This is a genomic window from Sphingobacterium tabacisoli, assembly GCF_017908035.1.
Classification (GTDB): Bacteria; Bacteroidota; Bacteroidia; order Sphingobacteriales; family Sphingobacteriaceae; genus Sphingobacterium; species Sphingobacterium tabacisoli.
Map to the genome: position 1 here is coordinate 416223 of NZ_JAEQMU010000005.1, position 16280 is coordinate 432502.

General features: G+C 40.8%; 9 protein-coding genes. All 9 read right to left on the bottom strand.

Annotated elements, in window-relative coordinates:
• Window positions 1-98: 98 nt before the first annotated feature.
• Window positions 99-809, bottom strand: coding sequence for an SAM-dependent methyltransferase (locus JKG64_RS18660; RefSeq protein WP_210355769.1), 711 nt, complete (start codon window positions 807-809; stop codon window positions 99-101).
• A gap of 64 nt (window positions 810-873) precedes the next feature.
• A complete protein-coding gene (locus JKG64_RS18665; protein ID WP_210355770.1) occupies window positions 874-2430 on the bottom strand; it encodes a T9SS type B sorting domain-containing protein in 1557 nt (518 codons plus the stop codon).
• Between the two features lie 2 nt (window positions 2431-2432).
• Window positions 2433-4007, bottom strand: coding sequence for a CshA/CshB family fibrillar adhesin-related protein (locus JKG64_RS18670; protein ID WP_210355771.1), 1575 nt, complete (start codon window positions 4005-4007; stop codon window positions 2433-2435).
• A gap of 5 nt (window positions 4008-4012) precedes the next feature.
• Window positions 4013-6415: a hypothetical protein gene (locus tag JKG64_RS18675; RefSeq protein ID WP_210355772.1), complete on the bottom strand. Its 2403-nt coding sequence runs from the start codon at window positions 6413-6415 to the stop codon at window positions 4013-4015.
• Between the two features lie 404 nt (window positions 6416-6819).
• The gene (locus JKG64_RS18680; protein WP_210355773.1) at window positions 6820-6963 is read right to left on the bottom strand and encodes a hypothetical protein; all 144 of its coding nucleotides are present in this window, start codon (window positions 6961-6963) and stop codon (window positions 6820-6822) included.
• An 86-nt stretch (window positions 6964-7049) separates the two neighbouring features.
• Window positions 7050-8057: a PorP/SprF family type IX secretion system membrane protein gene (locus JKG64_RS18685; protein WP_210355774.1), complete on the bottom strand. Its 1008-nt coding sequence runs from the start codon at window positions 8055-8057 to the stop codon at window positions 7050-7052.
• An 11-nt stretch (window positions 8058-8068) separates the two neighbouring features.
• The gene (locus JKG64_RS18690; protein ID WP_210355775.1) at window positions 8069-9643 is read right to left on the bottom strand and encodes a T9SS type B sorting domain-containing protein; all 1575 of its coding nucleotides are present in this window, start codon (window positions 9641-9643) and stop codon (window positions 8069-8071) included.
• A gap of 8 nt (window positions 9644-9651) precedes the next feature.
• Window positions 9652-12273 carry an L-type lectin family protein gene (locus JKG64_RS18695; RefSeq protein ID WP_210355776.1) on the bottom strand — a complete coding sequence of 874 codons (2622 nt, stop codon included), beginning with the start codon at window positions 12271-12273 and terminating at the stop codon, window positions 9652-9654.
• Between the two features lie 10 nt (window positions 12274-12283).
• Entirely contained in the window at window positions 12284-16150 is a 3867-nt protein-coding gene (locus tag JKG64_RS18700; protein ID WP_210355777.1) for a hypothetical protein, read from the bottom strand.
• Window positions 16151-16280 lie beyond the last annotated feature (130 nt).

The window sequence follows — 16280 nt, forward strand, 5'->3', positions numbered from 1 at the left end:
TTACTGTTTTATCATTTTTTCCCGTTTAGCGCCATAGGCGAACATATTCTCCGATGGCCCATCCGGTACTTTTAATTTATCTTTAAAAATACAAAGAGTTAGGCAAATAATAAAAATATTGCCGGAATCTTATGCAATTCGAGCTTGTGGGATTGCCAATTTGCTATGGTCCTACTTTCGACAAATTCATCAGGTGCTGTTAGGTTTACAGCGACACAAAGTTTTGTCTCAGGCTTACCTACTTTCAATAGCTCTTCAAACAATTGATTGTTACGAAATGGTGTTTCGATAAAGATCTGGGTTATCTTTTCTCGTCGACTCTGTGCTTCCAACTCTTTTATCTTTCGACTCCTATCGCTCTTATCTATTGGCAAATAGCCATGGAATGTAAATTTCTGTCCATTAAACCCGGATGCCATAAGCGCCAACAGAATCGAACTCGGCCCCACCAAAGGGACAACCTGTATGTTGCGACGATGGGCTTCTGCAACGATATCTGCCCCCGGATCAGCAACCCCAGGACAACCAGCTTCTGACATCAATCCCACATCCTTTCCTTTGAGTACATTTGCAAACACCTGGTTATAATCCATTTTTTCGCGCGCATGCTTCCCGAAATCATGAATGATGAGCTCACTTTGGGGAACAGTAAGACCTGCTGTCTTTAAGAACTTTCGAGCGGTTTTTTCATTCTCAACGATATACTCCGATATTTTAGCGATGACATCGTGATGCAATGGGGTATATGATGCCCTTTCGGCCCCATCAGCCAAAGGAACTGGAATTAAATAAAGTTTGCCCTTTTCCATAGTGCAAACCTACTTAATTTTTCTAAGAAAGCACCTGTCTCATGGCATTGATTGAGGTTATAGGCTACTTTCTCTTAATAAGAACAGTCCCTTTGTACAGTCTCGAATACGTTCCATTTATCGCTGTAACATTGTAATAATAGGTCCCTTCTTTTAGACCATGCCCTGTCCATCCATTTTTATAATTTGCTTCTCTGAATAATTCTATTCCAAACCGATCTACTACGATCAACTCTACCTGCTCATAACCTTCCATTCCCGAAATCACATAAGTATCGTTTTTACCATCACCATTTGGCGTGAACACATTAGGTATATATAAATCCCGAGGTACGATCTTCAGATAGACTTTAGCCTTAGCAGTAAGCCCATTGCCATCCGTAATTTCATACTCAAACTCATCGTTTCCAACAAAGTCAGCATTAGCTTCGCAGATAATAGCCCCATTTTCTACATACACATTTGTATGTGTGGGTGGCGTGACAATCCTGACGCTATTTGTCCGTATCGGTGACGAACCTGGTTTGTCATTTTCTAAAACATGAATAGCTTTGGTATTTCCATAAACTACCACTGCATAATCATCCTTTGCTACGAGTGGGATATTGGACAGTTTGGTGAACCATGTTCCTGACAACGCTTTTCCAGCTTTCGCTTCGACCTCTCTACGTGTATGTATAGCCTGCCTACCTTTCTCTTTAAAATAGGTCACATCTCCAATCCAATTCCCTCCGGCAACATACTGCATCACCTGCGCCGCAGGGTCGACATAAGCAATGCCATTGGATGACACTTGGTGTATCAGGGTATAATCCATAAGCATGGCACGGTCTGCAAATATATTCCAGACTCTATCCATTCCTATCTCTTTGTCTTCAAAATATAGTCCCGATGTGAGGTAGTCCGTTACGGAAACATATACTTTACTATTGGGCAAAGATGGCTTCAACAGTGCTGGTGTATAATCACCTTTATCTTTACCGACCGGGAATAAAAACTCCGAATTACTATGACTATTTCTTTTGATCAAGTACCCTGATTTGGCACCGTTGGTCACCACAAACCTTTTGTAGCTGTGGTTTAATATCGTTCCATTTTCCCCTAGCTCAAAATCGTGGCCATTCAGGAAAATATTAGCCCCATCTACTGCCAAGTTGATTGCTTTTGCCAATTTTAATGAAGCCTCATTTTTTTCAACTACTGCCGTTATTCCGTTATCACGGTTGGCAACCATATCTGTAAGGTGCAATCCCTCTTCATTCAATAGCTCGATATTAACATCAATGTAGTTTCCGCCATTGGCATCAATATGAGTAGGCTGTGCTGCCCATTGGCTATAAAATGGATTTTTTGCGGGGCTATGGATATTCAGAACTCCCTTTCCTGATATCTTTGCTGTAGGTGCAATCCAGATATTCTTGACGTATAGATCAAGCTGACCATCTATTTGCCAAACTGCATTCGCATCGATAAACAAAGACTCAGCATATACAGCCTTAAACTGCTTTTCGGTCAAAACCGTCTGTCCATTACTGTACAGCATACTCCCCGCACCATCCTGTCCATGAACTCGAAGGATGGACAACAACACACAAGCATAGATAAAAAAGGACTTCATCATATCTATCTCTTTGTTTTGCTAGGAATATTCGGGTTAATCAAAGATGGCCCCAGTATATAGATACGATGGTCTTCCACCTCACCAAAATTCACATTATCTACAGGACTGCTTATTTCACCTTCGGAGACATCAAAATAACGCAAGCGTACATAGGTACTATAGGGCTTTCGTAAAACTGGCACTTCCCATTGTAATACAACTTCACCATCTCCACTTCCATTTATCACAGCAACCGCTCGCTCACTATCATCAAATCGACCATTGAGATCAAAGTCTATCCAGCCCATAACCCGACTTCCTTTTTTAGCTCCTTTATAGGGTATTTTTGCTTCGATTGTATTCCCCGGCATATAATATTGTTTATAAGAAAACCGTCTATATTTTTCCGGCCAGGCATCTTCTTCATTAAGCAATGGGTTTTCGACAGGACTCTTATCATCTCCTAGGGCATCTTTGGAAAACATCGCCCCATTATCTCCATCCGGGGGAGTTGAACCCAAATAGCTTCCCTTCGTCATCTCCAACACACCTGCTTCATAGTCCTTAGTATTGATATCTACAGTCTTTTCAACTTTCTCCTTCTCTGTTGCGGAAGATGATACAGAAGCAATATGGTCGTTCGTGAAAGCAAGATTTTGCAAAAGATGTATCGGACTTCCATAAGAAGCGGGAGCATCACCTAAATCTATCGAAGGTCTTAACAAACCTAAAGCTAGAGCTGTCAAACCTCCTCCTTTTAAAGTAGCTTTAAAGGATACGGATAAGCTCCTCTTTTCATATGCCTGTTCATTAAAAGCCAGAAAGGCCACCGCCCCTGTTTTCTTATCATTTCCTCCTAAAAACTTGATAGTTTGTTTACCATTTAAGCCATTTTCTTTCCGAATATTATAGGGACCAGCATTAAGATTCTTTTGTACCTCGACGACATGCCAGCTTCCCAATGCCTCGGCATAAATATATTCTCTTTGAGGCTCTCCTTTTTTATCCATTGATCCAGCCAATGACTCCGCATCAGCAACTACCATCCCTGGCAATCGGATGGGTGTCCCGTCTATTGCAGCCTTACAGGCAATCGTTATTATAGCCCCTCCCCCTGGATTTGTATTTCTAATTCCAGAGACCATTTTATTCAGCGGTTTGTTATCAGCTGTCCTCGCCCCTCCAATATTGTATAAAATATCCAAAAAATCGCCAGAATCGTCCCCATTACCAACATAGGTTCCCGGAATATAAGATTCTATCGCCCTATCCTTTGCCTCACTACCATTCGTATTCTGTATTTCTGTAATTTCGGCTTCTATGCATAAGTATTTCCCTTCGCCTAGTGGGATAGAGGCTCTTGATACGGCCCCAACAGAAAGAGGTTCTCCTGCTTTCCCATATGGATAGCCCACGTCTCCCTGCCCCCCCCAGTTTAACCATAGCACTTTATCCCTATTAAGACTCTCTCCTCCTTGCGCAACCGATGCTTTGATTGTATTCTCTTTATAACACTGTGCTTTTAACGCTCGAGGGACGAACAGAATGAAAAAAAACAGCGTAAAAAACGTATTACTTTTCAATATAGTCTTAATCATGACACTTATGGTTTTACGGCAAATACCACATTCATAAATGATCCTAAAGTCATGTCTGCATCAGAAGCTATTTTATACGTTAAGATCCCCCCCTGCAACAGTTTAACTTCAGTGAAAACAGTCTTATCATAAAAGGTCACGTAATAATCCAGTTCGGCCGCTGGTAGTATCGGCAAAGTTGTCGTAGCATCTAGGCTCGACACACTGGAAAAAGGGTCAGACAGACTAAACTGTTTTTTATAGCTATCGTATAACCGTACTGTAAATACTCCACCATTTTCTGTTATAATAGACGGATCGGTAATCTGGTCTTTAGAAGTAGGCATAACAATAGAAGGCATGTAAAAAAACTTCGGCATGGCCGCTTTTAACTCCTTGATTATATCCTCATCAATACTGACCGTGTATTCAACTTCGTTCCCTTTTACCTTGGTATCGACTTTAACACCTGCGCCTGCCGATACTATTGCTTTCTCTTGATTAAACTGTATTTCCTGTGCAGTTAACAATGCCCCCAAGTCTTCGTCTACTTTGATGATGTTTTTCTCATTTGCACTGACAATCTTGGCTGTAACCTCTGTATCCTTTTCATTCTTATATTTAAGACCTAGGGCATCCTGCTTTAATGTAGTGACGGTTTCATTTGGCAAAGAAACTGATTGAAGATGGCCACTGGTGTTCATATATTTCAGTTGATTTTCCCCCGGGTCATATTCGAGATTCGTCTTGTTCAAGCTAAGATCAGTCGCGTTCTTTTTAGCATCAACATAAGTCAACGTATTCGTTTTCTCATTGTAAGTGATAGAACCTGTACCTAAATCGAGAACATGGGGAGTACCTTTTTCATCCTGATATTTAAGCTGGTTGGAACCCGAAAGATAGTCCAAAACAGTCAGAGTCTCGTTCGTCCTCACTATATCGCCCAACATAACAGTCTGAACAATGCCATTGGAGTTCGTATAGTTCAAGGCTTTTTTATCGGGGTTGTACTCCAGATTTGTCTTGTTCAAGCTAAGATCAGTCGTCCCCCCTTTCGCATCAACATAAGTCAACGTATTCGTTTTCTCATTGTAAGTGATAGAACCCGTACCTAAATCGAGAACATGGGGAGTACCTTTTTCATCCTGATATTTAAGCTGGTTGGAACCTGAAAGATAGTCCAAAACAGTCAGAGTCTCATTCTTTCGCACGATATCGTCCAAGGTAACAGTCTGAACAACGCCATTGGAATTCGTATAGTTCAAGGTTTTCTTTTCAGGATTATATGCTAGGTTCGTATTGTTCAAGTTAAGATCTGTTACCTTCCCTTTCGCATCAACATAGCTCAGCATATTCGACTTATCATTGTATGCGAGCGAACCTGTACCTAAATCAAGAACATGTGGGGCACCCTTTTCGTCCTGATAGGTCAACTGATTGGAGCCAGGAAGATAACTAAGAACGGTCAGGGTCTCGTTCTTATGTACCATATCAGCCAATGTAACCGTCTGAACAACGCCATTGGAATTCGTATAGTCCAAGGTATTCTTTTCAGGATTATATGCTAGGTTCGTATTGTTCAAGTTAAGATCTGTTACCTTCCCTTTCGCATCAACATAGCTCAGCATATTCGACTTATCATTGTATGCGAGCGAACCTGTACCTAAATCAAGAACATGTGGGGCACCCTTTTCGTCCTGATAGGTCAACTGATTGGAGCCAGGAAGATAACTAAGAACGGTCAGGGTCTCGTTAGACTCCACTAATTCTTTTAACAGGATCTCCTTAACTTCACCATCTTTGGTCAAAAAGGTAAACTTCTCGTCGTTATAGTATACATTTCCTCCTGTATTTTTTATCAATGTGATAAACTCGTTCTTAACCTTTTCATTATTGATAATTTGTTCGAAAGTGTTTGTTACATCAGCCGTTACATTTATGATCGTTTGTACTCCAGATTCAGAAGTATACACATAGGTTCCATTTTTATTATCGACCAAAGTAGTAATCGTCTGATTACTTTGCACAATCTTCCTAAAATCCAATTTTACTGGATTACCATTAATATCTATAAAAGAGATTTCGTATGTTTCGGGGTTATATGAAATACTCGTAGCTTTTCCTCCTGACGCCAACACCCACTTTGTGCCATCATTATAATATATCCCAGGAACAACATCATTTTTTGTCTCCGTATTATATACCATAAGACCTGCGACATGGGCCTGCATTGGGTTTGCTTTTGTAGTCATTTCTAAAGCGACTCTTGTATGAAGGATCCCCTTATTTCGACTCGCCAGCTCCAAAATGGCATTTTGATTAATCGCTGAGCTACCATTCACTGTCCCGTCGGACAGCCTTTCCTGTGCAACAACTCCCCCTAAAAGTGCAACAAAAACACCAGTTAATGCGAGGCTTTTAACATTCATAATTCCCTAATTCTAGAAATAAAGTAGTTTGGCAATCTTGTAGGTTATTCCTAAAAACATCAACCGTGCAACTCCAAAAATCACCCTCTAGTTTTAAACATTACGTCCAAAGTCTAGCCTGATGAAAATCAGATTGCTCCTATCATTTTATTAAACAAGAAATCAGAACATTCGACTATTTCCTATCCAACAGGGAATACAGTCAATAATGGACTTTTTCATAGTTAGCTGTATTTACAGCTACGGCAGATGTAATTTAACTTACATTGTCACTAAGTTAGGAAGTTACTTTATTCAAAAAAAAAAGTATCATCCATATGATACTTTTTCTTAACCCTTTTATACTTACAATTAGGGATAGTTAGAAAAATTAGGTGTTATTTATTCAAACGCTTCACGCCCCTCTATTTAGCCAAAGCCTCCTTAAGCCACTTTTTAATCGTTACTGACGATAGTATTCCATACTTCTCCATCGCCTCATCGATAAGAAGCCGTCCTTCCATAATATCGCGCACCGCTCCTTCTTTGATATGTTTGTCGTATTTCAAAACTCTAAATAATTGTATATACTATCAATATCGCACCTAAATCCTTGTAATCCTGTCAAACAAGACCTCATACCAGATCAGGTATTTTAAAAATATCGTGGGCTTAGTATCTGTTTGCGCAACTGCCCTCCGAAAGTAATTCCCAAAGTCAACTCATGTGTACCATTCTGCAACCCGCTCATGCGGTTAAGCATATGGTCATAAGAATATCCTACACGAAATTTGGGATTAACATAGAACTGCACGATACCACTCAGTGAGTTTAATGAGCTCAGCTTATTTCCAGAGGCTTGATTATATTTACGGTCAAAGATCCGGGCACGGGTCCGATACCCTCCTCCTATCCAAAACTTGTCATTAAAGATAAACATTGCATTCAAATCCAACGATGTAGGCCCTTTAAAGTCTTCTTTTATCAAAATACTGGGCCGTAATAACAATCCTGGATCTAATTCAAAAAGAGCTCCTGCTATAAAGTATCCATGAACCTTGCGGTAGAGACTTTCTAAAGAGTTTTGATTAAACTGAAAATCCTCTCCACTGTTACTTCCTGCAAAAAGATCCTGAACAGCCACCCCTGCATACCATTTACTGTTGTTATAATATACACCTAGCCGGATATCAGGCTTCCAAGTTGATATTTTTCCTGGGGGGATAACCCCATCTCCATCATCTACATACTCCAATTTATTCCCATCCAAACTATACTGTGTCACGCCTCCGGCTACCCCTAAGGATAAACGATGCTCATCGGCACGATCCAACTGTAACCTTAATGCGTAGTTGGCGTAAATACTTGTCGCACCTTGAGCGCCGAGCTGATCGCCCGTCACCTGCAGTCCCACGCCATGTCGGCGACTTTCCGGATCTAGAACCCCATCAAGAGAAATTGTTCCTGTCTTAGGTGCCCCCGTCCAGCCTGACCATTGGCTTCTTAGCCCCACCTGTCCAAACCACTCTTCTTTATATCCCGCATAAGCTGGATTAACAGAAAGAGAATTAAATATATACTGGGTGAATTGTATATTTTGTTGCGCGAATGTTTGTAAGGCAAATACCAGATTAAACCCCAGAATTGAAAGTATCTTTTTCATCTTAACCTATTTTATCCCCTTTTTATCAAAACATTTCCTTTGAACACTCTTATATCATTCCCTTTTACTGCGGTTATAATGTAGAAGTATGTCCCTTCATTCAAACCCTGTCCATCCCACTCATTCTTGTAGTTTGAGTTCTTGTAGACTTCATTCCCCCATCTATTAACAATAATCAAGTCAATACGATCGTAGGCTTCAATACCAACAATCTCAAAACGATCATTTTTACCATCCCCATTCGGTGTAAAGACATTCGGTATGAAGAGTTCGCGCGGAGCGACCGTCACATACACGCGGGCCTTCGCGGTCAAACCGTTTTCATCCGTGATCTCATACTCAAACTCATCTGTTCCAATAAACCCAGAATTTGGCGTATAGATTATTGCACCATTAACCACACGTACAGTTCCATTTGCCGGAGGCAACACCACTATAACACTGTTGGTTACGATAGCCGAAGATCCCGGAATATCATTTTCCAATACATTGATTTCCTTTTCCTTGCCAAACTCCAATGTCACATAATCATCAACTGCTTTGGGAGGTGCATTTGCAAATTTTGTAAACCAGGTTCCCGACAAAGTCTTCGATGCCCGAGTCATGATGTCTTTACGTGTATGAATTGCCTGTGCAACTACACCTCCTGGACCTGTCTCTTCATTGAATGTAGTTACATTACCGATCCAGTTTCCTCCATCGGCATCTTGCACAATCTGTGCTTCAGGGTCCACATAGGCTATTCCATTGGATGACACATTGTGTATCAACGTGTAATCCATCTTCATCCCTTTGTCGGCATAGATACTCCATATCCGATCCATACCAATGCGTTCGTCATTGAATTGTATGCCCGAAGCTAGGTAATCCGTAACCGAGACGTAAACTTTACTCTTATTCAGTGAAGGAGTCAATCGAGCTGGTGTATAGTCACGCTCTTCCTTACCCACAGGGAATACGAAACCTGACGTACGGTCACCAAAGTTTTTGATCAAGTGTCCCGACACGGAATTATTCGTAACAACCATACGCTGCGCGCCGTAACTCAAGATTTGTGCATTCACATCTAACTCAAAGTCATTGCCATTCAGGAATACATTCGCCCCATTGACACGCAAATCTATTGATTTGGACAATCGTAACGCTGCCGCTTTTTCATCCTTAGGATAGGAGGCGTCTTCGTAATCCTGTCCCGATATACTTTTCAGATGCAGCCCATTATCATTCATCAGTACGATACGTACATCGATATAGTTTCCGTTGTTGGCGTCGATATAGGTTGGCTGATCACTCCACCCCGTATAAAATGGATTTGTCCGGGGGTTATGTATATTGATTACACCAGAGCCACTGATTTTGGCTGTCGGTGCGATCCATATATTCTTAACATAAAGATCGATCTGTCCATCGATTATCCATTCGGCTTGAGGTCCAATAAATAGTGATTCCGCATATATGGCATCAAACTGCTTTTCTGTCAGAACATTCCTCCCATTATCAGAGAGGAAACTACCTTCTTCTTGTTGAGCAGAAAGCTTTACCCAAGAAAGCACCATATATAGAGAGAGAAAAAGTATTTTCTTCATGTTAATTCTTATTTTCGAGCCCTGCTACGAAGCATAGGATTACTTATTATCAGACAGTTCTTAACGGTAATCGACACCTCATTGGATGCTGTTTCACAAGCTGGCTTTTTTTCTGTAAAATCAGGAACAGTAACACGTCGGTATTTCCAGACTCCAACTGTATTCTCTGCCATCGGTGTATACTCTGCGGCATTCGCTCCCGCAATTGTTGACCAAACAGCGCCATTCACAGGGGAAAGCTTTTCCCACCTATACGTGATTTTAGTTCCTGCAGGCCAATTAGGAGCACTGCCCACCTCATTAGAAGCGATTTTATTTGGAGCGACTCCTCCACACAACTCTTGGTCTCCAGATATCTTACCGCCTATAGGAGTAGCTAAAACAATCACATCAACTTCTACCTGTCCGCTTTCGCACGAACCATTGGTCTGTGACACGTAATAACGTGTTGTGCCAGGGTTTGTAGTGATTGGTGTTGGAGCGTTGTTCAAAGGCACACCTCCTAAGCTAGAATACCAAACAACCTTAAAATCGGAACTAGTCGCGGTTGCCTGCAATGGTACCGCAATCTCTCCTTGACAATAATAAATCATCTTCTTCTGAACTAGAGGGAGCCCAGGCGTAAGCAACACCGAAGCCTTTGCAGAATTATTTCCCCTATTTTCCAAAGGTTCTAGAGTAGAGGTTTCATCATTATTTTTCTTAATAGTCCAAGTCCTCCCTGAATAAGTCAAAGTACCATTTTCTTGAACCAACCTAACCTGCACTTCATTTGTATAAGAAGTATTAGCTTTTAACTTAAAAGTAAAGGCAGGTAAAGTACTTCCTGATTCAAGTGTATTAGAACTGGGAGTTGTACTTCCAGAGGTAGGAGGAGTAAACTTCGTTTGATAAACATAAGTGGTATAACCCGCATTTGGTGTATTGGGTTTGGTACCTACCAACTCCCATCCGTCTGGAACTGTAGACGACATAATCGTTGCACCTGGCGGAACAATTTCCGAGAGCTCCAAACGATTTGCGGTATAAGACCTTGGGGTATTCCCTGGGCTTCCTGTTACAGACGCACCCCCATATTGAATGCTACCATTCCCCATATTAGCTAACGTAACCGTAAATGTATTACCCGCAGCAGGGTTCAAACAAGCTTCATCCACTGCTTTAGAAACGACCAAATCTACTCCCTCTGCAATAACTGGAATTTGAACAACCGACGTATTGTTCTCTAAATCCTCATCCGTAATATCGGTAGGTAAAGCTGTAGCGCTATTAACCAACACATTACCTACAGGAACTTTTAAAAGGCGTCCTTTCACAGTAATCCTTCCAATGGTCTTTGCTGCCATATTTAATGTCCCAGTAAACTCGTTGGTATTCGAAGTAGTGGGAAGAGCTGTTCCTGACAAAAAACCGGAGTGCTTAATCTCATCAATAACGAACATATCCCGTCCAACCAAATTACCCACCCCATCTGTAATACGATCTTTAAAGTCTACATTTGTCAACCTTGCATCCGTATCGTTATTTACCTCGATGGTATAAGTAACCTCGTTCGCTTTTCCTGCGGTTACAGTCCGTAAAACATCCTTATCGGCTAATTTCGAAACTCTTAGATTGCCCGGGGTCGTTACGACTAGATTTCGAATTTCATGATAGTTTACCGCCCATCCTGTAGAGGCTGCGAAACCCACTTTCAGAATATCAGGAGGCACATCTGTAGTCGTATAGCTCATTAATTCTGTGAAGGATGTATCCCCTTCCCTCATCCAACGAAGTGTAATAAGGTATGTCCGTCCTGCCGTTGGAATTACCTCCAATTGTACCCGACGATAATAAACGCCATCAGACGGTCTTGAAGTAGGGTACGATCCTGACGATGTTCCTGTAGACTTATTATAGTCTATATGATTTTGCCATGCATTGCTGCTAAAACTACTTGCTTCAGCACCTGCAGGAATATTACTAATAGTTCCCTTCCCAGAACCAGAAATAGTAATACCTTTCAGATACGCATTAGAGGTTTTATCATTTGCCGCTGTTGTCCTTCCTCGAACTACAATAGAATTGGGAATAGAACCATTAGAACCTGTAAATTTTTGGGGAGAATTTTTATTAACAAAATTACCAAAAGCATCGAAACCGATACCTAAGTAACCATTTTTCAATCCTGGCAACGCAGGTGTCCCTTCGGCATTTCTCGCGTAGCCCAAAGATCCTCCGTAACCACCTAATTTAAAATCGGCCTCCGATGTACTTCCATCGAATAAATATATAGAGAAACCATCTCCTCCTTGATTAAGCCCACTGCGACCATCTTTAGTCCTCCACATTTTATACTCAAAATCGACTAAGAGCCCTAGTGTTGAAGGAAAAGTACGATTGATATAAGCATAGCCTTTACGATCCTGATCATCCGTTGTGAGTCGCAACCATCCTGCTCCGACAGGATCACTCACTCCTGATGTCAGACGTGCATCATCCCCGATCTTGATATCTGGTCCCACCTGGCCTCTAAAGTTCTCAGTAATTGTAAACTGAGCCTGCGCTGTATTAAGTAATAGCGAAAACAGACCTATCAAAAACGGGACAAAGACCTTAACGAAACTTTTTCTATATTGAAATATATTCATCTCTTTATTACTAATTGGCTGGATCTTCTTTTACAGCAAATATAATATTCATAAAAGACCCTACTGTAATATCAGCCCCGCTTTTCACTTTATAAGTCATTACTCCATTTGCATCGATAGCTACCGTCTCAAAAACAGTCTGATCAAACCAAGTTACATAATAATGTAATTCTCCGGCTGGCAATACGGGTAATACTGGCGCTCCAGGACTACTTGGTTGAAGAACCGTCCCTGTTGTTCCAAACTGAGCGACATAACGTCCATAAAGATTTAATGTTCCAGTACCATTATTAAATGCGTCTCCTGTCACCTTACCCGCGCCCGGGGCATTAAGTTGCTCCAGAGATGTCGGAATAATAATAGATGGCATATAGAAAAATTTTGGCATTGCAGCTTTCAAAGCCTTCACGACATTATCATTTCCTACAGCCAACAGACGATCTGTTATTCCTGCATTTTTATCGGTTGCCTGCACCTTTTTCTTATCCAATCCAGATATTACAAATTGGCTTGCTGCAGTAGCAATTTCTAGCTTTTTACCTTCCTGAGTAATCGTTGTCTCCTTAAGTAACTTACCTCCTAGCTGAATATTATTCGTAGTTTTCGTCAACCCATTATCAGCCGTCACAGTATTACCCAATGCTGATTGATCTATCCAAGTTGGTTTACTATTGGCTCCTGTTACTAAGACTTGATTAGCCCCTGCATCCGCAATATCGATAGGTTTAATTGTACCGTCCAAAATTTTATCGGAAGTAACCGCACCCGTTTTAATATTGGCCGTTACAGCTTTTAAAAGAGCTGTATTAGATTCTCCCGATAAATCTAAATCTGTTGAAGAGAGAGCCTTTCCACTTGTTACGTTTGTTACATCCACTGTCGGAGTTTTAGTCACCCATTTTCCATTCTCAAACACCAAGACATTACCTGCTACAGGGTTAGTCGCCTCTACGACTTTACCTTGTATTTTAGATATCGTTGTATTATCCGCATTTCCTGTCACATCACCTCCTAGCGCTATGCTTGCAGGATTCGCATTCACAGTATAAGTTGTAACATTTCCATCACTCACTTTATCGACTGTCACACCACTTCCCGCAGCTACAACAGCAGTTTTTTGAGCGGCTTGAATCGCGTCATCAGATACATTTACTTTATACTCCGTATTATTTGCTACGACATTTTGAGTTACCGCAGTATTAACACCATTGGTAAGTGTTACTGTTTTTTGTCCAGATTGAATAGCAGGAGTTAAGTCTATTCCTCCCCCCGATTTACCATTCACTGTAGTAATTAGTTTATTATCCGCAGTCAAAGAATTAGCTACGTTATCTACCAAGTCAATCTCAGCTGAGACATCATTCACTTTAGAAATAACTGTGTTTCCATTTGTATTAGCTTTTTTAACTAAAGTATGCGTAGTCGTTGGAACTATTTCAGATTGATTAACCCATGTGGATTTATCACCTTTTGTCACCATGACTTGACCATTTTCACCTGGTTTGATTTCTAAGGTAACATCTTTTAATGTTGACCCACCACCGTTTCCTACGGCAATGCTTGTTGAAGTCACACCTTTTGTAGAAGTCAAGCTTTCTTCTGTCAATGTTACAGTAGATGACTTTCCATTCACTGTACTGGTCAATGAGCTTCCTTGTAATTTTAGTTCGTTAGTAGTATTTGTTGACACCAGTGCTCCTAGATCGACCGTTTGTGGCGTGCCTTTAGAATTCGTATAAGTCAACACATTGGTTTTATCATTATAAACCAAGCTTGTCTCATTCAAAACCAAAGGAGTCGAAACACCCTTAGCGTCAGTATAGGTGATAGTGTTTGTTTTCTCATCGTAGGAAATAACTCCTGTACCCAATTCAATCGTATTTAAAACCCCTTTCTCATCTTTATAGCTAAGCGTGTTCGTTGCCTTATCATAACCCAAAACGGTTAAGGTCTCCTGTGCCTTGACAAAATCACCAAGCTTCAAAACTGTCTCAGCTCCCTTCTCATCAACATAAGTCAATGTACCCGCTGTATTATCAACTGAAACTGTAGTAAGTGTCTCAAAGTTCTTAACGATACCTTTAAGATCAAGTGTCTGCGGAGTACCCTCCTCATTGGTATAAGTAGCGATACCCGTAGCCGGATCGTAGCCCAAGTTCGTAACAGTCTCATTAGACTTGACAAAATCGCCAAGCTTCAGAACAGTCTTTTCCCCCTTCTCATCAACATAGGTCAATGTACCCGCTGTATTATCAACTGAAACTGTAGTAAGTGTCTCAAAGTTCTTAACGATACCTTTAAGATCAAGTGTCTGCGGAGTACCCTCCTCATTGGTATAGGTAGCGATACCCGTAGCCGGATCGTAGCCCAAGTTCGTAACAGTCTCATTAGACTTGACAAAATCGCCAAGCTTCAGAACAGTCTTTTCCCCCTTCTCATCAACATAGGTCAATGTACCCGCTGTATTATCAACTGAAACTGTAGTAAGTGTCTCAAAGTTCTTAACGATACCTTTAAGATCAAGTGTCTGCGGAGTACCCTCCTCATTGGTATAGGTAGCGATACCCGTAGCCGGATCGTAGCCCAAGTTCGTAACAGTCTCGTTAGCTCTTACAATAGTCTCAAACTTAGAATTATCGACATTTACCCATTTACTCGTAGTAGCATCCCACTCTTGGAATATTACATCACCTGTAGTCTGATCATAAACAATCTTTGTAAAACCACCTTTAGATTCCGTTAGGTAAGTGATATACTCCTCTACCGTATTGAACTTACGTCCATCAACAGTGACCTCTTCTTTAACGATTTTCTGAAAGTTATTGATTACCTCAGCAGGAATATCGACGATAGTAGTTTTACTCCTCTCGTTCGTATAAGTATAAGTACCATCCATACCTTTTACTAAAGTAGTCTCCGTCTCATGTCCAACAACCAAAGCGGCCAAGTCAATCGTATTGGTCTTCCCTCTAGAATCTTTATACGTCAATACTTTAGTAACGTCATCATACACCAAACTAGTTTCGTTCAACACTAATGGCGTAGACCTTCCGTTACCATCAACATAAGTAATCGTATTCGTTCCAGAATCATAAACTATGGTTCCAATATTTAAGTTGATAATCTCTTCCTTACCTTTCTCATCCTTATAAGTAAGAGCATTAGTTACCTGATTATAACTAAGTACTGTCAAGGTCTCATTAGCCGCTACAATCTCCTTAATCGTAATCTCCTTAACCTCACCAGTAGTCGTTACATACGTAAACTTGTTACCGTCGTAATATACATTACCACCGATATTTTTAATAAGATTAACAATCTCATTCTTTACATTTTCCTCCTTAACAATAGTTTCAAAGTTATTAATCACATCAGCAGGAACATTAATAATTGTCTTTGTACCATTCTCTGATGTATACTCGTAGACTCCCTTGCCCACAGCAACAAGAGTGGTAACAGTTTCATTTTTCTTCACCACTGCTTTGAAATCGATAGTAACTGGAGCTCCAGTTTCATCTATAAATGAAATCTCATAGGTTGTAGGATTGTAAGAAATACTCGTGGCCTTTCCTCCGGATGCCAATATCCACCTCTTGCCGTCATTATAATAAATACCGGGAACAACATCATTGCGTGTCTCGGTGTTGTACACCATAATACCTGCTACATGCGTATTCATAGGAGTTGGCTTTCCCGTGGCTTCCAAAGCAACTCTCGTGTGAAGTAATCCCTTATTTTTACTTGCGAGTTCAAGAATAGCATTTTGATTAACAGTCAAAGAATTATCCCCAGTCCCATCAGATAATTTCTGTTGCGCATTGGCTGTAAGAACAAGAAAGAATAAGATACTGGTAAATGCAAAATTTTTAATAGTCATAGTTTCCCAATCTAGAGGTACTGTAACAGACGACCAGCTTAATTGCATAGCATACCATCTGTAACGGATACAAAAGTAGCACTCGATTACAGATAGTTACGGCATAGCGCACAGCAAAACGTTTCATTTT

What these genes read in the sequence shown, in the direction of transcription:
- JKG64_RS18660 (WP_210355769.1), bottom strand. Translation starts at nt 809, where the DNA reads ATGGAAAAGGGCAAACTTTATTTAATTCCAGTTCCTTTGGCTGATGGG.
- JKG64_RS18665 (WP_210355770.1), bottom strand. Translation starts at nt 2,430, where the DNA reads ATGATGAAGTCCTTTTTTATCTATGCTTGTGTGTTGTTGTCCATCCTT.
- JKG64_RS18670 (WP_210355771.1), bottom strand. Translation starts at nt 4,007, where the DNA reads ATGATTAAGACTATATTGAAAAGTAATACGTTTTTTACGCTGTTTTTT.
- JKG64_RS18675 (WP_210355772.1), bottom strand. Translation starts at nt 6,415, where the DNA reads ATGAATGTTAAAAGCCTCGCATTAACTGGTGTTTTTGTTGCACTTTTA.
- JKG64_RS18685 (WP_210355774.1), bottom strand. Translation starts at nt 8,057, where the DNA reads ATGAAAAAGATACTTTCAATTCTGGGGTTTAATCTGGTATTTGCCTTA.
- JKG64_RS18690 (WP_210355775.1), bottom strand. Translation starts at nt 9,643, where the DNA reads ATGAAGAAAATACTTTTTCTCTCTCTATATATGGTGCTTTCTTGGGTA.
- JKG64_RS18695 (WP_210355776.1), bottom strand. Translation starts at nt 12,273, where the DNA reads ATGAATATATTTCAATATAGAAAAAGTTTCGTTAAGGTCTTTGTCCCG.
- JKG64_RS18700 (WP_210355777.1), bottom strand. Translation starts at nt 16,150, where the DNA reads ATGACTATTAAAAATTTTGCATTTACCAGTATCTTATTCTTTCTTGTT.